The sequence below is a fragment of the Pedococcus sp. genome (assembly GCF_036554925.1).
Taxonomy (GTDB): Bacteria; Actinomycetota; Actinomycetes; order Actinomycetales; family Dermatophilaceae; genus Pedococcus_A.
In genome coordinates, this window is the sequence record NZ_DATBMI010000028.1 from 12,617 (window position 1) to 30,548 (window position 17,932).

16 protein-coding genes are annotated in these 17,932 nt (G+C 74.0%); 6 read left to right on the forward strand and 10 right to left on the reverse strand.

Annotated features, from left to right (window positions below; translation table 11 throughout):
• Positions 1-15 precede the first annotated feature (15 nt).
• From VIB11_RS01980 to VIB11_RS01995, 4 genes are all read right to left on the reverse strand, one after another.
• Positions 16-147, reverse strand: a complete 132-nt coding sequence (locus VIB11_RS01980; RefSeq protein ID WP_332027853.1) for a hypothetical protein — start codon at positions 145-147, stop codon at positions 16-18.
• Positions 148-266: 119 nt separating this feature from the next.
• Complete coding sequence (locus tag VIB11_RS01985) at positions 267-554, reverse strand: WhiB family transcriptional regulator (RefSeq protein WP_332027855.1); 288 nt, start codon at positions 552-554, stop codon at positions 267-269.
• A gap of 259 nt (positions 555-813) precedes the next feature.
• A complete protein-coding gene (locus tag VIB11_RS01990; RefSeq protein WP_332027857.1) occupies positions 814-1,065 on the reverse strand; it encodes a hypothetical protein in 252 nt (83 codons plus the stop codon).
• A 147-nt stretch (positions 1,066-1,212) separates the two neighbouring features.
• Positions 1,213-3,390 carry an ATP-dependent DNA helicase UvrD2 gene (locus VIB11_RS01995; RefSeq protein WP_332027859.1) on the reverse strand — a complete coding sequence of 726 codons (2,178 nt, stop codon included), beginning with the start codon at positions 3,388-3,390 and terminating at the stop codon, positions 1,213-1,215.
• Positions 3,391-3,563: 173 nt separating this feature from the next.
• On the opposite strand from VIB11_RS01995, the gene VIB11_RS02000 reads away from it, so the two are divergent.
• Positions 3,564-3,821 (forward strand): mycoredoxin, encoded by a 258-nt coding sequence (locus VIB11_RS02000; protein ID WP_332027861.1) that lies wholly within the window; start codon positions 3,564-3,566, stop codon positions 3,819-3,821.
• Between the two features lie 85 nt (positions 3,822-3,906).
• On the opposite strand, the gene nudC is transcribed toward VIB11_RS02000, so the two are convergent.
• On the reverse strand, positions 3,907-4,824 hold the full coding sequence (nudC, locus tag VIB11_RS02005) for an NAD(+) diphosphatase (protein ID WP_332027863.1): 918 nt from the start codon (positions 4,822-4,824) through the stop codon (positions 3,907-3,909).
• Between the two features lie 41 nt (positions 4,825-4,865).
• On the opposite strand from nudC, the gene VIB11_RS02010 reads away from it, so the two are divergent.
• Positions 4,866-6,131, forward strand: a complete 1,266-nt coding sequence (locus VIB11_RS02010; protein WP_332027865.1) for a macrolide 2'-phosphotransferase — start codon at positions 4,866-4,868, stop codon at positions 6,129-6,131.
• 4 nt (positions 6,132-6,135) lie between these two features.
• Here the strand turns inward: VIB11_RS02010 and VIB11_RS02015 are convergent, their stop codons facing one another.
• Genes VIB11_RS02015 through moeB form a run of 4 tightly spaced genes read right to left on the reverse strand, consistent with a single transcriptional unit; the run spans position 6,136 to position 14,349 of the window.
• Positions 6,136-9,597: an ATP-dependent DNA helicase gene (locus VIB11_RS02015; RefSeq protein WP_332027867.1), complete on the reverse strand. Its 3,462-nt coding sequence runs from the start codon at positions 9,595-9,597 to the stop codon at positions 6,136-6,138.
• A 2-nt stretch (positions 9,598-9,599) separates the two neighbouring features.
• Positions 9,600-12,755 (reverse strand): ATP-dependent DNA helicase, encoded by a 3,156-nt coding sequence (locus tag VIB11_RS02020; RefSeq protein ID WP_332027869.1) that lies wholly within the window; start codon positions 12,753-12,755, stop codon positions 9,600-9,602.
• A 13-nt stretch (positions 12,756-12,768) separates the two neighbouring features.
• Positions 12,769-13,119 carry an MGMT family protein gene (locus tag VIB11_RS02025; RefSeq protein WP_332027871.1) on the reverse strand — a complete coding sequence of 117 codons (351 nt, stop codon included), beginning with the start codon at positions 13,117-13,119 and terminating at the stop codon, positions 12,769-12,771.
• A gap of 3 nt (positions 13,120-13,122) precedes the next feature.
• A complete protein-coding gene (moeB, locus tag VIB11_RS02030) occupies positions 13,123-14,349 on the reverse strand; it encodes a molybdopterin-synthase adenylyltransferase MoeB (protein WP_332027873.1) in 1,227 nt (408 codons plus the stop codon).
• A 55-nt stretch (positions 14,350-14,404) separates the two neighbouring features.
• Here moeB and VIB11_RS02035 point away from each other — a divergent pair, with 55 nt between their 5' ends.
• The 3 genes from VIB11_RS02035 (at position 14,405) to VIB11_RS02045 (ending at position 15,805) form a co-directional block, all read left to right on the forward strand.
• Positions 14,405-15,061, forward strand: coding sequence for a TetR/AcrR family transcriptional regulator (locus VIB11_RS02035; protein WP_332027875.1), 657 nt, complete (start codon positions 14,405-14,407; stop codon positions 15,059-15,061).
• A gap of 66 nt (positions 15,062-15,127) precedes the next feature.
• Entirely contained in the window at positions 15,128-15,352 is a 225-nt protein-coding gene (locus VIB11_RS02040) for a DUF3107 domain-containing protein (RefSeq protein WP_332027877.1), read from the forward strand.
• 189 nt (positions 15,353-15,541) lie between these two features.
• Positions 15,542-15,805, forward strand: coding sequence for a GlsB/YeaQ/YmgE family stress response membrane protein (locus VIB11_RS02045; RefSeq protein ID WP_332027879.1), 264 nt, complete (start codon positions 15,542-15,544; stop codon positions 15,803-15,805).
• Positions 15,806-15,896: 91 nt separating this feature from the next.
• Here the strand turns inward: VIB11_RS02045 and VIB11_RS02050 are convergent, their stop codons facing one another.
• A complete protein-coding gene (locus tag VIB11_RS02050) occupies positions 15,897-16,673 on the reverse strand; it encodes a ferritin-like fold-containing protein (RefSeq protein ID WP_332027880.1) in 777 nt (258 codons plus the stop codon).
• A gap of 204 nt (positions 16,674-16,877) precedes the next feature.
• Between VIB11_RS02050 and VIB11_RS02055 the strand changes: the two genes are divergently transcribed.
• On the forward strand, positions 16,878-17,932 hold a 1,055-nt coding region (locus tag VIB11_RS02055), incomplete at its 3' end, for a DEAD/DEAH box helicase (protein WP_332027882.1).

The window sequence follows — 17,932 nt, forward strand, 5'->3', positions numbered from 1 at the left end:
GCTCACTGTGCGGGTTCACCGCGCCAGCATGCGAGGCAGCTGGCGCAGCAGCTCCTGCTGCGCGCGGGCCTCCAGCTGACGCTGGAACTCCCGCTGGCGGCGCGCTCGATGAGCGCGGGCGAGGTCGGCGTACAAGGCCTGGAACATGGCGAATCTCCTGATGAGGACGAAGCTGAAGTCGGGTCTGCGGACGGCGGGTCCGGCGGGGTCGGCTGTCAGAGCCGGCCCCGCCGGCAGCGCCGGCGTGTGGGTGGTGGCGGCGGTCACTAGGCGGCCACGGGGTTCTTGCGCGGGCGGCCACGGGGGCGCTTGCGGGCGACGATGACTCCCTGGATGAAGAGCTCACCGCCCCACACGCCCCACGGCTCGGCGCGGTCGACCGCACCTGCCAGGCAGGCGGTGCGGGCCGGGCAGGTCCCGCACAGTGCCTTGGCGAACTCGACGTCGGCCGGGCTCTCTGCGAACCACAGCTCGGCGTCGTTCTCTCGACACGGGATGCCGGCGCCGGCCACGGCGGCCTGCTCGTTCAGGTCGTGGAGTGCGCTCAACTGCATCGGGTGTCACCTCCCCTTGTCGTCTCCGCCTGGGTGTTGACGGCTCTTCGGTTACTGGTCTGGTCTTCGCGCCACCGGTGAGGGGCCCTCGACCTGTACTGATCGGTGCTGTCCTGCTGATTCATCTGTGCTGGCGCCTTCGGTGCTGGTGCGGCCGGAGGACGACCCCTGGGCGGGGACACCTGTCTGGGGAAACAGAAAGGCCGCGGATCCCGGATGTCGGGTTCCGCGGCCTGTGAGAGACCTGCTGGGCTTGCGCCTAGACAGGTGGCTCTCCGGTACGGAGGTACACGACATCCATGGTCTTGGGGGTGCGGGCGCGGAAACCGCCGACGAGGTACGCCGGGGCGGCCTGGACGGCCACGTCACCACGGGCATCTGCGACGAACCCGGACACAGTGGTCCCCTGGATCCAGCCACGGGTCACCGCGAGGCGAATGGCGTTGGCCTGCGGGCACGCGTGGAGGACGCGGGTGATCTGCGTCGCGTTCGTCATGGTGATGCTCTCCATCAGGGCCAACCCTCCTTCGTGTTTCTCGCGGGTCCCGAACTGGCAGCCGATGCCGTTGGGTTTGACGTTCGGAAAGGTTACGCCCTCGCTGAGACGGGCAGCAACGTATTTATTGGATTTGCCGCAAACTTTTTTCGAACGCCGTGATCAGGACTCGGATTCGCTTGCAGCAGAGGCGGTTTCGAGAACGTCCTCGACCGGCTCGCCACGCAGGACGGCCAGGACCTGCGGCCCGTAGAGCCCGAGCTTGCGAGCGCCGACACCGGAGATCTGTGCCAGCCCGGCCTCGTCGGCCGGCTCCCGCTCGGCGATCGCGGTCAGTGTGGCGTCGGTGAAGACGACGTAGGCCGGGACGCTGCCGGCCCGTGCGGTGGCCAGGCGCCACTCGCGCAGTCGCTCGAAGGTGGCCTCGTCGTAGGTCGGCGGGCACTCGTCGCACCGACCGGTCTTGCGCTGTGCGGCCGTCGCGAGGTCGGCACCGCAGGCGCGGCACCGGGCCGGCGTCGACGGCTTCAGCCCGCCCCTCGTGCGGCTGCCCCTGCCGCCGCCCTTCCCCGGGCGGGGGGCGCGGGCACCCTCCCCCAGGATGCTCGAGGTGCCGTCGAGGAAGCGCGACGGCCGGCGGCTCGCGCGGGCGCCGGCGGTCCGGGCACCCGACCAGGACAGCCGCAGCTCCCGGCGGGCGCGGGTCATGCCGACGTACATCAGGCGCCGCTCCTCCTCGATGGCCTCGGCGGTGTCGGCCATGGCGATGGGCAGGAAGCCGTCCGAGCACCCCGCGAGGAAGACGGTGTCCCACTCCAGGCCCTTGGCGGCGTGCAGCGACGCCAGGGTGACGCCCTGCACGGTCGGGGCGTGCTGGGCGGCGGCTCGCTCGTCGAGCTCTCGGACGAACTGCGGCAGCCGCGCCTCGGGCGAGGTCGCGACGAGGTCGTCGGAGAGCGCCGCCAGCGCCGCCAGGGACTCCCAGCGCTCCCGTGCCGCACCACCGCTCGAGGGCGACTCGCGAGTCCAGCCCGCGCCGAGCAGGATGTCGCGGACCAGGTCGGGAAGGGGCTTGCTGGCGTCGTCGGAGCGGGCCCCGCCGCGCATGAGCAGGACGGCGTCGCGGACCTCCTTGCGGGCGAAGAACCGCTCGCCGCCGCGCACGAGGTACGGGATGTCGCGCTCGGCGAGCGCCGACTCGAAGGCCTCCGACTGGCCGTTCGTGCGGAAGAGGATCGCCATGTCGGCGGGCGAGGCGCCCTTCGAGACGCGCTCGGCGATCTCGGCCGCGATGGCTGCGGCCTCCGCCGGGTCGTCGGGGTGGGCAGCGAGCACCGGCTCCGGGCCGGGCGCCCCCTGTGCCTCGAGCTGAACGCTGTGGCTGCGGGCCTGCCCACTCGGCCCACGGACCACGAGGTTGGCCAGGGACACGATCTGCGGGGTGGACCGGTAGTTGCGGACCAGGCGCACCACCCGGGACCGCGGGTAGCGGGTGGTGAAGCCGAGCAGGTGCCGCGGGCTGGCGCCGGTGAAGGAGTAGATGGTCTGCGCCGGGTCGCCGACGACGCAGACGTCGTCTCGCTCGCCGACCCAGAGGTCGAGCAACCGCTGCTGCAGCGTGTTGACGTCCTGGTACTCGTCGACGACGAAGTGGCGGTACTGCTGGCGGACGGTGCGGGCGATGTCGTCACGCTCGGTGAGGATCCCCACGGTGACGAGCAGGACGTCCTCGAAGTCGATGACGCCACGGTCTGTCTTGACCTGCTCGTAGACCTCGAGCAGCCGCGCCATGCCGGTGGCGTCGATGCCCGGGGGCTCCCGGCGCGCGGCGGTGACCGCCGCGGCATACGTCTCCGGGGTGAGCATGTTGACCTTCGCCCACTCCACCTCTGCGGCGAGGTCGCGGATGCCGGTGCGGTCGAACTGCAGGCGGAGGGAGGCGGCCGCCTGGGCCACCGCGGGCGCCTTGTGGCTCATCACCTCGGGCGCGGCCCCACCGACGGCCTGCGGCCAGAAGTAGTGCAGCTGGCGGAGGGCAGCGGCGTGGAAGGTGCGGGCCTGGACGCCGGCCACCCCGAGGTCGCGCAGCCGGGTGCGCATCTCGCCCGCGGCCCGGGCGGTGAAGGTCACGGCGAGGACCCGCTGCGGCTGGTAGGCGCCCGCGTGGACGCCGTAGGCGATGCGGTGGGTGATGGCACGGGTCTTGCCGGTGCCCGCGCCCGCGAGCACGCACATGGGGCCGAGCGGGCTCGCCGCCACCTCGCGCTGCTCGGGGTCGAGCGCTGCGAGGACCTCGTCGGCAGACAGGGACGGGGGCTGGCCGGGGGCGTGCGTGGACATCGTCGCGATCTTGTCAGACGCCCCTGACCCCGGGGCAGGGGCGTCGCGGAGCCTGCCTCGCGCGGGAGCAGCGGACGGGCCGTCGTCGGGCAGGTCACAGTCGGCATGGGAAGGTCTGGGTGGGTTCTCGCGTTGTCGAGAACGACAGTTGACCCCTCAACGAAAGTTGTCGCATGACCATCGAGGCACCCGTGTCCGGCACCGTCACCATGTTCACGACGTCGTGGTGTGGCTACTGCACCCGGCTGAAGGCGCAGATGGGCCGCGAGGGCATCAACTACACCGAAGTCAACATCGAGGAGCACCCGCCGAGCGCGGAGTTCGTCATGAAGGTCAACGGCGGGAACCAGACCGTCCCGACCCTGCTCTTCCCGGACGGCTCGGCCGCCACGAACCCCTCCATCAACGAGGTCAAGAAGCGCCTCGCCTGACGGGGCCTGGTCCAGGTCCCGTCAGCGGCCCGGCTGCGGCCCGGGCTGCGGCCCGGTTACCGGGCCTGGTCTCGGGCCCGGACGCTCAGGGTCGCTCGGGGACCGGCTGCCCGAGCCAGTGCTCGATGAGCGCCCGCGCGATCGACAGCCGGTGCGAGACACCGGACTCGCCGCGGGCGACCTCCCGCAGCAGCTGGTCGCGGGTGAACCAGCGTGCCTCGGCGATCTCGTCCTCCTGCAGCGACAGCTCCGAGCCCACGGCCCGCGCGGTGAAGCCGAGCATCAGTGACGAGGGGAACGGCCAGGGCTGGTCGCCGAGGAACCTGACGTCGGTCACCCGCAGCCCGACCTCCTCGTACACCTCCCGGGCCACCGCCGCCTCGAGCGTCTCACCCGGCTCGACGAACCCCGCCAGCACCGAGTAGCGGCGGGCGCCCCACTGCGGGCCGCGCGCGAGCAGGATCCGCTCCTGCTCGTCGACCACCGACATGATCACCGCGGGGTCCGTCCGCGGGTAGTGCTCGCTCCCGTCGTCCGGGCACCGACGCAGCCACCCCGCCAGGGCGGGGACTGTCGGCGTGCCGCAGCGGGGACAGTGCGTGTGCGAGCGGTGCCAGTTCAGCAGCCCCAGGGCGGTCGTCAGCAGCCCGGCGTCGCGGTCGTCGAGGTCGGCCCCCACCTGGCGCAGGGTGCGCAGGTCCCCGGCATCGCCGCCGTCCGCGGCGTGGTGGTCGACCGCGACGTATGCCGTGCCGTCGCCATCGACCCCGAGGAACACCCCGAGCGTGTGCCTGTCCTGGGGCAGCGGCGGACGCAGCACCAGGGCGGGGCGGGAGCCGTCCAGGCTGACCTCCGCCGACCCGTCCCGGACGGCGAGCACGCGGGTCGCCGGCTCGGCGAGCAGCCTCGGGACGAGGTCGGGGTCCGCGCGGCGCTCGGCCGCCCGGTCGACCGCGGTCCGGGCGAGGGGGAGATTGGCGAGAAGTTCCGGGGATCGGCCCACAGGTGCCACCCTAGGGGGCCTTCTCGGCATACGGTGGGCGCGTGGATCGCAGCCCCCTGTACCTCGCCGCACTGGCCAGCGCTGCCGTGCCAGGTCTCGACCCCGCGAGTGTCGAGGCCGTGCCGAGCGAGCCGGGCCAGCTCTTCGACGTCGCGTTCGTCCAGGACACCCAGCACCGCCGATGGGTGGTGCGTGCGCCACGAACGCAGGCCGCCGGCGCGCAGATGGACGTCACCGTCGCCCTGCTCGCGCTGCTCGCACGCCGGCTGCCCTTCTCGGTGCCGACCCCCAAGGGCTTTGCGGCGCTCAAGGACGGCGGCCGGGCCGCGGTGTACCCCTACCTCCCCGGCCAGAACATCGACTTCGCCTCGCTGCCCCCGGGCCCCGGCCTGGCAGCCGAGCTCGGCCGGACGATCGCCGCACTGCACAACGCCGACCTCCAGCTCTTCGACGAGGCGGGGCTCCCGGCCTACGACGCCGACCAGTACCGCACCCGGCGACTGGCGGAGCTGGACCGGGCCGCTGCGACCGGTCACGTCCCGACCACCCTGCTGGCTCGCTGGGAGCGGCTGCTCGAGGACGTCTCGCTCTGGCGGTTCGCCCCCACCCCGACCCATGGCGACCTGACCGGCGACCAGGTGCTGGCCGTCTTCGATGACGAGGAGGACGCCGCGACCGGGCGGATCAAGGCGCTGACCGGCTGGGAGGACGCCAAGGTCGCCGACCCCGCCGACGACTTCGCCGCGCTCGTGGCCGAGGCACCGATCGCGGCGCTGGAGACCGTGCTCGAGGCGTACTCCCACGCCCGGGTGGAGCGGCCCGACAAGCACCTCGAGCGGCGGGCCCGGCTGGCGTCGGAGATGCAGGAGCTGTCAGCCCTGATGGCCGCGGTGGGCGACGACGACGACCGGAGGGTCGACCTCTGCTCCGCCTCCCTGCGGCGGCTCGACGAGCGGCTCGACCTCCACGACGACCAGGCGGACGACTACCGGCGCCCGACCCCCCTGCGCCCCTCGCGGGGCCCCGTGCTCGTGCCGCCCAGCCTGGAGGCGGACGACGACGAGGACGACGTCGAGGTGATGTTCGGCAGGACCGCCCCGGGGGCGGCCGACGGCGAGCGCGGCGAGGGCGAGGGGACGGGCACGGGCTCGGAGGACGACGCCATCGACGAGTCGCGAGATGCCACCACCGGGCCCGAGGCAGCCACCACCGAGCACGTCGATGGACCGCTCCTCGAGGAGCCCGAGCCGGTGGAGGGCCCCGACCCGGGCCCGGAGTTCGAGCCGGGCTTCAGCCCGCCGCGCTGAACGCTCACTCCGGGATCGAGCCGAGCACCCTCGCCAGGCCCGCCTCGTCCGGCAGGTCGGGCCACACCGTCTCCCCCGACCCGGCGTAGTAGAACGCCCCGTCGACGTCGTCGACGCCGAGCCCGCGCAGGCGGGCAAAGGCCAGCCGGTATGCCGCCAGCTGGAGCGCGCGCGCCCGCGCCACCTCCCCGGACGGCTTGGACCCGGTCTTCCAGTCGACGATCGTGAAGCCGCCCCCGGCCCTGGGGAACACCGCGTCGATCCGGCCGCGGACCGCCATGCCGTCGATGACGGTCTCGACGGCGATCTCGATCTCCGACGGGGTGCGCGAGGCCCACTCACTGGCCAGGAAGCGCTCTTTCATCGCGGGCAGCTCGGCGTCGTCGGCGGGGTCCTCGTCGGCGCTGCCGGGCAGCTCCAGCAGGTCGACGAACGCGGCGCGCGCGTAGTGCTGCTCGACCCACGCGTGGAAGGCGGTGCCCCGGCGGGCCGCGAGGGCAGGCGCCTCGGGCATCGGTCGGCGCAGCGCGGAGGCGAAGGCGGCAGGGTCCTGGGCGAGCGCCACGACCGCTGAGGTCGACAGGTGCCGGGGCACCGCGACCACCTCCTCGCGTCGCTCCCGCAGGCGGGCCCGCTCCGCCAGCAGCAGGGCGAGCTCCTCCAGCAGGGGCGGCTCGTCACCGGGCAGGGGCAGCGCCGCCTGGTGGGACTCGGGCAGGGCAGGCCCACGGCCGTCCACCGACTCAGCCGAGGCGCGAACCGCCTCGGCGGCGCGCTCCAGCACGTCCGCGCGACGCCGGTCCAGGGGCCACAGCACCGACTGCTCCTGCGCGTCGCGGGGGTTGGCCAGCGACGCGGGGTCGTCCGGGTCGGGCAGGTCGACCCAGGTGTGGCGCTCCACGGGGAGCCCCGGCGTGTCGGCCACCTCCAGCAGGAACCGCGAGGTCACCCGCGGGGTCCCCGGCCCCGCCCAGACCGGGGCGGTGAGGAGCATGTCGCCGCGCGCCCGGGTGAACGCGACATAGGCCAGGCGTCGCTCCTCGACGACGCCGTGCTCACCCGCCGCCAGCAGGAAACGCCCGGTGGCGCCCTCGATCTCCGTCCAGTCCGCCGCGCCGCGCCACTCCCAGACCGGCAGGCCGTCCCGGTCGCCGCGCAGGTCGAACGGAACCCCCGACAGCCCGCCGAGCCAGCCGCGGTCCTTCGGGGCCGCGACGACCCAGTCGCTGCCGTTGTGGGTGGCCCGGGAGCTGTTGAGGGCCGGGAACGACCCCTCGACCAGGCCCGGCACCGCCACGGCATCCCACTCCAGTCCCTTGGCGGCGTGCACCGTCAGGATCTGCACGGCATCCGGGGAGGCCTCGATGTAGCCCTTGTCGAGCCCGCGCTCCTCGCGCAACGCCGCCTCGAGCCAGCCGAGGAAGCCGGCGAGGCTGGGACGGTCCGCGCTGGCCGTGAACCCCGCGGCGACGTCGGCGAAGGCGTCGAGGTGGGCCCGGGCCGCGGCTGGGGTGTAGCCGGGCCGCGCGAGCACCTCGATGTCGAGGCCCAGCGCCCGCTCCGCCTCCCCGACCAGGTCGGCGAGCGGCAGGGCCGTCAGCGAGCGGAGCCGGCGGATGACCTGGCGCAGGCCCTCCAGCCGGGAGATCGCCGTCACGCTGAGCCAGGACCCCGTGTGGCTGCGCCAGGCCGCGGCCGGCAGGTCGTCGACCGCCTCGATGATGCTCGGCTGGTCGACGGCGTCGGGCGCCTGGTCGCGCACGGCGCCCTTCACGTGCTCGATGCCCGCCTCGATGCCCGCCTCGATGCCCGCCTCGGTGCCCGGCTCTGTGCCCGGCGCGGTGCCCGGCTCGGTGCCCGGCGCGGTGGCCCGGCTCCGCACCCGCTGCTGGTGCCGCGCCCACGCCATCAGCCCGTCGAGGTCGGCCGCCCCCAGCCGGCACAGCGGCCCGGTCAGCAGCCGCATGAGCTGGTCGCCGCGGGACGGGTCCTGGACGACGTGGAGCAGGGCCACGATGTCCACGATCTCCGGCGTGAGCAGCAGGCCGCCGAGCCCCACGACCTCGTAGGGGATGCCGCGGCTCTCGAGCGCCTCGATGACGGGCGCGAACTGCGACCGCTTGCGGCACAGCACGGCCGCAGACTCTGCCCCTGCAGCCCGGCGCCGGCCGATCCACTCCGCGACGTGTGCGGCTTCGTCCTCGACGGTGCTCAGGCGGGCGACCGCGACCCGGCCCGGCCCGGCAGCCGGCGAGGCCCGCAGCTGTGCCACCGGCACCCTCGAGCCCTCCCGCAGCGGTGCGGCGACGTGGTTGGCCACCTCGAGGATCGCCCGGTGGTTGCGCCAGCTCGTCGACAGCGGGAGCTGCAGGGCGTCGGACTCCTCCCGGAAGGCCCGTGGGAACCGGCTCAGGGTGGTCGCGCTCGCGCCCCGCCAGCCGTAGATCGACTGGTTCGGGTCGCCGACGGCCGTCACCGGCACCGGCTCGCCGGCGGCCACGAAGAGGGCTCGGAGCAGCTCGAGCTGGGCCTCGGAGGTGTCCTGGAACTCGTCGAGCAACACTGCCCGGAACCGCTGCCGCTCGATCGCCCCGATGTCCCCGAAACGGGTCGCGAGCCGTGCCGCCAAGGCCATCTGGTCCGCGAAGTCCATGGCGTCGCGCTCGCGCTTGAGCCGCAGGTAGCGCTCGACCATCGGGAGCACCGCAGCGCGCTCCCGCAGCGCGTCGCGCACCTTGCGAGTCTCGGCGGGCAGGTCCCGGGCACGGCTGGCGCCCTTGGGCAGCGCAGCCAGCGCGGCATCGACGCGGGCGAGGTACTCGCCGACGTCCTCGGTGGTCAACAGGTGCTCGGCCATCTCCCCGGCGAGGTCGACCACGGCGGCCGTGATGGTGCTCTCGGCCTTGGTGACGGCCTCCATCGGCCCGTCGTAGGCGAGCACGACCTCCGCGGCGTACTGCCAGGCCGCGGCCTCGGACAGCAGCCGGGACTCGGACTCGTACCCCAGCCGCAGCGCGTGCTCGCGCACCAGCCGGCCGGCGTACGAGTGGTAGGTGGAGACGGTGGGGGTGCCGCCCAGGGTCTCGGCGTCGCCGTCGTCGTCGCGAGGGGTCCACAGCCCCACGCGCTGGAGACGTCGCAGCCGCTGGGTGATGCGCTCTGCGAGCTCGGTGGCCGCCTTGCGGGTGAAGGTGAGCCCGAGGACCTGGTCGGGCTCGACCAGGCCGTTGGCGACCAGCCAGACCACGCGGGAGGCCATGGTCTCGGTCTTGCCGGACCCGGCCCCGGCGACGACCAGCAGCGGCGCGAGCGGTGCCTCGATGACCTCGCGCTGCTCGTCGGTCGGGCGGTGCATCCCGAGGGCGGAGGCGATGTCGTTCGCGGAGTAGGACAGCGTCGCCGTCGCCCCCGCTGCCGGCGGGGTGGCGCTCGACGAGGGGGTGCTCGACGGGGAGGTGCTCGGCACGGTCACAGCGTCTTCCCCTCGGGCTGGGCGGGGCAGCTCGCCCGGACGGCGCACACGTCGCACCACGACCCCACCGTGGCGGCGAACCGCGACCCGGCCATTCCGTCGGCGGTCTCGGCGATGAGCCGCTCGGCCCAGCCCGGGTCGTCGTGGGTGTCGAGCGGCGGCTGCTCCTGCAGGGTGATGTCGGTCTTCTTCGCGGCCTTGCCGATCTGCAGCAGCGCGGCGCCACCGGACCTGCTGCCGTGCTCGCCGAACGCCCCCCGGGTGACGGCCACCTGGTAGGCACCGAGCTGGGGGTGGCTGGGCAGGTCGTCCTCGCGCGGCTTGCTGCTGGCCGAGCCGGTCTTGTAGTCGATGACGCGCAGCGAGCCGTCGGCCAGGCGCTCGAGCCGGTCCACGCGACCGCTGACGACGGCCCGGCCGAGGGTCACCTCCATCGCGAGCTCGGCGCCGATCCGCTCCCAGCCCTCCCGCGCCGCGCGGTCGAAGTAGCGCGCCAGCCAGCGCACCATGGAGTGCGCCTCGGCGCGCTTGCGGTCCGAGACCCAGCCGGACGGCATCCCGAGGCGACCCCAGCGCGCGTCGACCTCGTGGCGCAGGGTGGCCTCGTCGGCGTCACCCACCTCCGCGGCGATGTCGTGGACGAGGGTCCCGATGCTGGCGGCGCCGACGGAGGGACCGTCGCCCCCGCAGGCACTCAGCAGCCACCGGAGCCCGCACTGCCCGAACTGCTCGACCTTCGACGGCGACACCCGCACCGGCTCACCGTCCGCCCTCAGCGGCCGCTCGTCACTGAGCTCCCGCAGGGCCCACCAGCTCGCCGGATGGGCGCCGGGGACCCCCTCGCGGGCCAGCAGGGCCAGGGCCTCCACGGCCTGAGCCCTGGTGGTGCGGTCGTCGGCGACGGCCTCGCGCCGCAGCTGGGCGACGAGCGACGGCAGGGTCATGGCCCGCCGCACCTCGGTGAAGCCGCGGATGCCGTCGGAGTCGTCCGGCAGCGGGTCGACGATGTCGAGGTAGACCGACGGCTGCTCGTCGTCGCTGCGCACGGCGGTGACGAGCACGCGCTCACTGGCCCGGGTCAGCGCCACGAGGAAGAGGCGGGTCTCGTCGTAGCGGACCGCCGCCTGGGCACCGCGGAAGGATCCTGCGCGCCCGGTCAGGACGTCGACGAGGTGCTCGGAGCCGAGCAGTGAGCCGCGCAGGCGCAGGTCCGGCCACACGCCCTCCTGGACGCCGGCGACCACGACGAACCTCCACTGCCGCCCCGCCGCGGCCTGGGGCGTCAGCAGGGTGACGCTCTCGCCCACCGGGGAGCGCGCCACCAGGGTGTCGCCGGGGATGTCCTGGCTCTGGATGTGGGTGAGGAACTCCTCGGGCCCGGCCTGCGGCAGCCGGTCCGCGAACTTCGCCGCGGCGTCGAACAGTCCCACCACCGCGTCGAGGTCTCGGTCGGCCCGCTGGGCTCCCGGACCACCGGAGAGCGCCGTCTCCTGCCACGCCGAGGCCAGCCCCGTCGCCGCCCACATCGCCCACAGCACCGACTCCGCCGTGACACCGGTCTCCCAGCGCGCGCCCGGGCCGTCGCCGCGGACTCGCGCCGCCGCCACCCCCGCAGCGATGGTGCGGGCCACCCTGCGGGCTGGGAAGGCCTCGCCGCCCAGGGTCGCCAGCCGGTCCGGGTGGACCAGCGCCTCGGCGAGGAGCTCGTCGCTGGTGCGGCCGCCCCCGCCGGCCAGCTCCTCGCGCCTCAGGGCGCGGCGCAGCCGCCGCAGGCCGACCGCGTCGGCCCCACCGATCGGTGACATCAGGGTGTCGGCGGCCACCTGGGGGTCGACGAGCTCGCTGTCACCGCGGGCCACTGCGAGGACCACCCGCAACAGCGCGAGCAGGGGCCGGACGGCGACCTCGTCGCGCACCGGCAGGTCGGTCGCCGACCCGGCGACCGGGACGCCCGCGGCCATCAGCACCCGCCGCAGCGTGGCGGTGCGCCCCTGGCCGCGGACCACGACCGCCATGTCCGACCAGGGCATCCCGCCGCGCAGGTGGGCCTCGCGCAGCTCGGCCGCCACCAGCGTGGCCTCCTGGGTCACGGCGCGCATGAGGTGCACGTCGACGCGGCCGGCGACCGGACCCGGCCGCGACTCCCGCTGCTGGCCGCCGCCCAGGGCGCCGATCTTGGGGGCCACCCTCGCGGCCGCGGCGTGCACCGCGCGCGGCAGCCGGTAGGCCCTGGGCAGCACGACCGTGGGCCCCTCGCCGAGCGCCTCCCAGCCGCCGGCGAGGTCGCGCGGGTCGGCGCCGCGGAAGGTCTGCACCGCGGTGTCGGGGTCGCCGAGGAGCACGACGTCGATGCCGGGGCCCACCACCACACTCAGCAGCCGCGCGGCCGCGGCGGTCATCTCCTGGGCGTCGTCGACCACGACCAGCCGCAGCCCGGAACGCACCCGCTCGAGCGCCTCGGGATCGTCCTCGAGGTGGTCCGCGGCGGCGCCCAGGATCCACGCCGGGTCGTAGGCGCCCGGTGCGGACAGGGCCGTGACCTCGTCGTACTCCGCGAGCACCTGCGCAGCCGCCACCCACTCCGCTCGCCCCTGCGAGCGGCCGAGCGCCTCGAGGTCGCGGGCCTCGAGGCCGTGCTCGACGGCCCGCATGAGGAGGTCCCGGAGCTCGGCCCGGAAGCCGCGCGTGGTCAGCGCCTCGTGCACGCGCTCCGGCCAGGGCGGCGCAGGGGAGTCGCCCCGGCGGTGGCCTTCGAGCAGGTCGCGCAGGATGACGTCCTGCTCCGGACCGCTCAGCAGCCGGGGGGCCGGGTCACCGCGCAGGGCAGCGCCCTGGCGCAGGACCCCGAAGCCGAAGGACTGGTGGGTGCGGGCCAGCGGCTCGGTCGAGGTGCGGGCCAGCCGCGCCGTCACCCGCTCGCGCAGCGACGCGGCACCCAGCCTGGAGGAGGTCAGCAGCAGGCACTGGTCGGGCTCCGCCTCCCGCGCTGCGACGCGGCCGACGACGACCTCCACCGCCGTGGTGGTCTTGCCCGTGCCGGGCCCGCCCAGCACCCTCAGCACCCGGCCGCGGTGCGCCACGGCCGACGCCTGCTGCTCGTCGAGCGGCGGCGCGGCGACGGTCAGGCCCGGGGCCCGGCGGAGGGTCAGCACGCGGCCGATTCCATCACCCCGCCCCGACACCGGGCCCGCCGGCCCAGCGCGCCGCCGACAGGTCCACCCGCCGCCCGGCGAGGGGACCTCCCACCAGCGGCGTGCCCTCCTCCCGGTAGTGCGCGAGCGCCTCGTCCTCGAGGCCCTGCGGGAAGCCGCCTCCGGCGCGAACCACCCGCCACCACGGGACGTCCGAGCCGTACCTCGCCATCACGCTGCCCACGCCGCGGGCTCCGCCACGCCCGAGCAGCTCGGCGATGTCGCCATACGTCATCGCCCTGCCGGGCGGGATCTGGTCGACCACGTCGAGGACGTCGTCGGCGAACTCGCTGGGCAGGCCGAAGTCCCTGCTGGCGGTCGCCACCGGTCAGTACTCCGGAAGGGTGGGGTCGACGTCGTGGACCCAGGCGAGGACCCCGCCGCGCAGGTTGCGCACCCCGCTCCGGCCGGCCCGGGCCAGGATCCCGGCCGCCTCCGCGGAGCGGGCCCCCGACTTGCAGAGCACCACGACCGGTATGCCGTCGGGCAGGGCTGCGAGCGCCGCCCCCGAGCGGAACTCCTCGAGGTGGATGGCTCGGGCGCCGGGGATCGAGACGACCTCGCGCTCCCCCGCGTCGCGGACGTCGACCAGCTCGAAGCTCTCCTCGCCGCGGTCGCGTGCCGCGAGCAGGTCGGCGAGCTCGCCGGCGGTGACCTCGTCGATCGCTGCCGCGGGTGCGCCAACAGCCGCACCGTGCGCCGCGCCGGACCCCGCTGCCCCGCCCGGCGGCATACCGCAGAAGGCCTCGTAGTCGACGAGCCCGGTGATGGTGGGGTGGTCGCCGCAGAGCGCGCAGGCGGGGTCGCGGCGCACCGTGAGGGAGTCCCAGGACTGCCGCAGCGCGTCGTGGACGAGGAGGCGTCCGACCAGCGGGTCACCCTGCCCCACGATGAGCTTCACCGCCTCGGACACCTGCACCGAGCCGATCGCGGCACACAGCACGCCCAGCACCCCGCCCGTGGCGCACGACGGCACCGACCCCGGCGGGGGCGGCTCGGGGAAGACGCACCGGTAGCACGGGCCGTGATCTCGGAACCACACACTGACCTGCCCGTCGAAGCGGTAGATCGACCCCCAGACGTGCGGCTTGCCGAGCAGCGCGCAGGCGTCGTTGACGAGGTAGCGCGTCGGGAAGTTGTCGGCGCCGTCGAGGACCAGGTCGTAGCCGTCGATGACCTCGAGCGCGTTCGTCGAGTCGAGCCGCAGGTCGTGGCGGACGACCTCCACGAGGGGGTTGGCGCGGGCAACGGCCTCGGCCGCCGACTCCGTCTTCAGGCGCCCGACGTCGGGGGTGCCGTGGACGACCTGCCGCTGCAGGTTCGAGGCGTCGACGGTGTCGTCGTCGACGATCCCGATCGTGCCCACGCCGGCGGCCGCGAGGTAGAGCAGGGCCGGCGACCCGAGACCCCCGGCGCCGACGACGAGGACCCGCGCGTTCTTCAGCCGGCGCTGGCCCTCGACGCCGATGTCCGGCAGCAGGATGTGGCGCGCGTAGCGGGCCCGCTCCTCGCTCGAGAGGTCGGGTGCCGGGTCGACGAGCGGCGGGATGCCCATGTGACTGAGGTTACCCACCCGTACCATGAGGCCAACACCGGAAGAAAGGCACCACATGTCGCTCAGCGCCGACTCGCGAACCGACGCCCCCCGTGGCCACCGGCTGCCCCGGTCCGCCCGGCGTGCCCAGCTGCTCGAGGCCGCCCAGGCCGCGTTCGTCGAGTCCGGCTACCACGCCGCAGCCATGGACGACATCGCCGAGCGCGCGGGCGTCTCGAAACCGGTTCTCTACCAGCACTTCCCGGGCAAGCTCGAGCTCTACCTCGCCCTGCTCGACAAGCACAGCGAGGGCCTCGAGCAGCTCGTCCGCGAGGCGCTCGCCTCGACGCACGACAACAAGGAGCGGGTCTACGCGACGATCGCCGCGTACTTCGAGTTCGTCTCCCGCGACGGCGCCGCCTTCCGCCTCATCTTCGAGTCCGACCTGACCAACGAGTCCGCCGTGCGCAACCGCCTCGACACGGTCGGCCTGGTCTGCGCGGAGGCGATCGCCGAGGTCATCGCCGAGGACACCAGCCTCCCCGAGGCCGACGCCTCGCTGCTGGGCATGGCCCTCTCGGGCATGGCCCAGGTCTCCGCCCGGCACTGGCTCGCGCAGGGCAGCTCCATCCCCCAGGACGAGGCGGCACGCCTCGTCGGGGCGCTGGCGTGGCGGGGCCTCGGCTCGTTCCCCAAGGTGGGCGGGGAAGGTTCCGAGCAGCCGGCTGGTTAGCCTGTGGGCAGTTTCACCCGCACGGGCGTATGCCGCGTGCACCGCCAACGACGAAAGGCCACTGACGTGGAGGTCAAGATCGGCGTGCAGAACGTCGCGCGCGAGATCACGTTCGACACCGACGCCACCGCGGAGGAGGTCGCCAAGGCGGTCTCCCAGGCGGTCGACAAGGGCGGCCTGCTGACCCTGACCGACTCCAAGGGCCGCCAGGTCCTGGTGCCGGGCAGCGTGCTCGGCTACGTCTCGCTGGGCGAGAGCGAGCGCCGCGGGGTCGGTTTCGGCACGCTCTGACCTGGCTCCGCAGGCTGCTGACCTGCACGAACCCCGCCAACCCCGGCCCGCGCCGCCGTGTCCAAATCGTCACGCAGCGCGCCGGGCCACAGGCGTGCACGCGCGCCGGTTCCGTGGTCAAGTAGCAGCATCCGGCCCGGTCGACCGGCCACACACAGCGCGACAGACCGTCGCGTGAGAGGAGCTGTCATGGTTCTGGAGATCATCGGCACCATCATTTTCGGCGCCGTCATCGGCATGCTTGCCCGCCTGGTCCTGCCGGGCAAGCAGAACATCGGCACCCTGGTCACCATCGTCCTCGGTGTCCTGGGCGCACTCGTCGGCTACTTCATCTGGGGCGCCCCCAAGGACGACTCCAGCATCGACTGGCTGCGCTGGTTCACCAGCATCATCGCGGCTGCCATCTTCGTGACGGTCTACAGCGCGATGCGGAACCGCAGCTCGAACGTCTGAGCCACCACGCCGAGGGGCCCCGTCCATCCGGACGGGGCCCCTTCGTGTCCCGCCCGTCGCGCGGGCAGCGGCTCTGCGTTCGGGCGGAGGGTCAGGCGGCGAGGCCGAGCCGGCCCATACGACGGGTGTGCTCGTCGGTGAGCCGGGCGAACATCCGGCCCAGCTCGGCGAGGTCCGCGCTCGGCCGGTGCGCGCCGCCGGCCCCGCCGACCAGCAGGGAGGAGAGCGCGTCGCGCTCGACCGCCACCTGCTGCGCCTGCGAGAGCGCCTCCCCGACCAGGCGACGGCCCCACAGCGCGAGCCGGCCCGCGACCCGCTCGTCGGCCGCGATGGCCTCACGGACGACCTTGACGACGAACTCGGCCTGGCCGACGTCCTGCATCGCGTCGTGCACCAGGGTCTGCGTGGAGGGGTCGACGTAGGCGCTGATCTCCCGGTAGAAGTCCGTCGCGATGCCGTCGCCGACGTACGCCTTGACCAGTCCCTCGAGCCAGGTGCTGGGCCGGGTGCGCTCGTGGAAGGCGTCGACGGCCCGGATGAACGGCGCCATCGCCGACTCCGGGTCCACCCCCATGTCCTCCAGCCGCGACACGAGGAGCTCGTAGTGGCGGAACTCCGCGACGGCGAGGGCCGCGACCGCTGCCTTCAGCGGCTGGGACGGCGCGAGCTCCGAGTCACCGGCGAGGCGGGTGAAGGCGCTCAGCTCGCCGTACGCCAGCACCCCGAGCAGGTCGACCACGGCCTCGCGGTACTGCGGGTCCCCGAGCCAGTCCGCACCCTGCACGGGGCCCTGCGAGGCGCCCTCCGAGGCGTCCTCCGCGCCGTCCGTCATCGGGGTTCCAGCAGTGGCTCCGGTGTCCTGCGTCATGGGGCCCACAGTATCGGCGCCGTCCCTCCGCGTGCGTGGATGAGGGTCTGGGGGGTCTCCCCCGGTACACTGGGGGCGTCATCTTGGGTGCCCGGTCGGCACGAATCAGTCGCGGACAGCTCCGCGCCCCTCACCGAAGAACTCCGATCGGCCCTGCGAAGCGGCCTCCCCCGAGCTGGGAGCGCCCCCGATCGAGAGAACTCCATGACTGAACCCTCCGTGCCCACGTTCGCCGACTTCGACGTGCACCCCGACATCGTCGCCTCGCTCTCCGAGGCGGGGATCGTCACGCCCTTCCCCATCCAGGCGATGACCCTCCCGGTGGCCCTGTCCGGCCACGACATCATCGGCCAGGCCAAGACCGGGACCGGCAAGACCCTGGGCTTCGGGGTGCCGATGATCAACCGGGTCGTCTCGCCCCGCGACCCCGGCTTCGCCGAGCTGCCGGACGCCGGCAAGCCCCAGGCCCTGGCCGTCGCCCCCACCCGCGAGCTGGCTGTCCAGGTCGCCGGCGACCTCGAGCGGGCCGGGAAGAAGCGCGGCGTCCGGGTGCTGACCGTCTACGGCGGCCGCGCCTACGAGCCGCAGATCGAGGCCCTACAGCGGGGCGTCGAGATCGTGGTCGGCACGCCCGGCCGACTGATCGACCTGGCCAAGCAGGGCCACCTCGACCTCTCCCGCGCCAAGACCGTCGTGCTCGACGAGGCGGACGAGATGCTCGACCTCGGCTTCCTGCCCGACGTCGAGAAGCTGCTGGCCATGACGCCGGCCTCGCGCCAGACCATGCTGTTCTCGGCCACGATGCCGGGCGCCGTGGTCGCGCTGGCCCGCCGCTACATGACCCAGCCCACCCACATCCGCGCCATGAGCGAGGAGGGCGACGACGGCCACACCGTGAAGGCCATCGAGCAGTTCGTCTACCGCGCCCACGCGATGGACAAGACCGAGATGCTCGCTCGCATCCTGCAGGCCAAGGACCGCGGGCTGACGATCATCTTCAGCCGCACCAAGCGCACCGCCGCCAAGGTGGCGGACGACCTGGTCGAGCGCGGGTTCGCCGCCGCCCCGATCCACGGTGACCTCGGCCAGGGGGCCCGTGAGCAGGCGCTGCGGGCCTTCCGCAACGGCAAGGTCGACATCCTCGTGGCCACCGACGTCGCCGCCCGCGGCATCGACGTCGAGAACGTCACGCACGTCATCAACTTCCAGTGCCCCGAGGACGAGAAGACCTACGTGCACCGGATCGGCCGCACGGGCCG

Bases quoted from the DNA above. Each gene is read 5' to 3' on its own strand.
- VIB11_RS02045 (WP_332027879.1), top strand. From the start codon at position 15,542: ATGGTTCTGGAGATCATCGGCACCATCATTTTCGGCGCCGTCATCGGC.
- moeB (WP_332027873.1), bottom strand. From the start codon at position 14,349: ATGGGCATCCCGCCGCTCGTCGACCCGGCACCCGACCTCTCGAGCGAG.
- VIB11_RS01990 (WP_332027857.1), bottom strand. From the start codon at position 1,065: ATGGAGAGCATCACCATGACGAACGCGACGCAGATCACCCGCGTCCTC.
- VIB11_RS02035 (WP_332027875.1), top strand. From the start codon at position 14,405: ATGTCGCTCAGCGCCGACTCGCGAACCGACGCCCCCCGTGGCCACCGG.
- VIB11_RS01995 (WP_332027859.1), bottom strand. From the start codon at position 3,390: ATGTCCACGCACGCCCCCGGCCAGCCCCCGTCCCTGTCTGCCGACGAG.
- VIB11_RS01980 (WP_332027853.1), bottom strand. From the start codon at position 147: ATGTTCCAGGCCTTGTACGCCGACCTCGCCCGCGCTCATCGAGCGCGC.
- VIB11_RS02000 (WP_332027861.1), top strand. From the start codon at position 3,564: ATGACCATCGAGGCACCCGTGTCCGGCACCGTCACCATGTTCACGACG.
- VIB11_RS01985 (WP_332027855.1), bottom strand. From the start codon at position 554: ATGCAGTTGAGCGCACTCCACGACCTGAACGAGCAGGCCGCCGTGGCC.
- VIB11_RS02050 (WP_332027880.1), bottom strand. From the start codon at position 16,673: ATGACGCAGGACACCGGAGCCACTGCTGGAACCCCGATGACGGACGGC.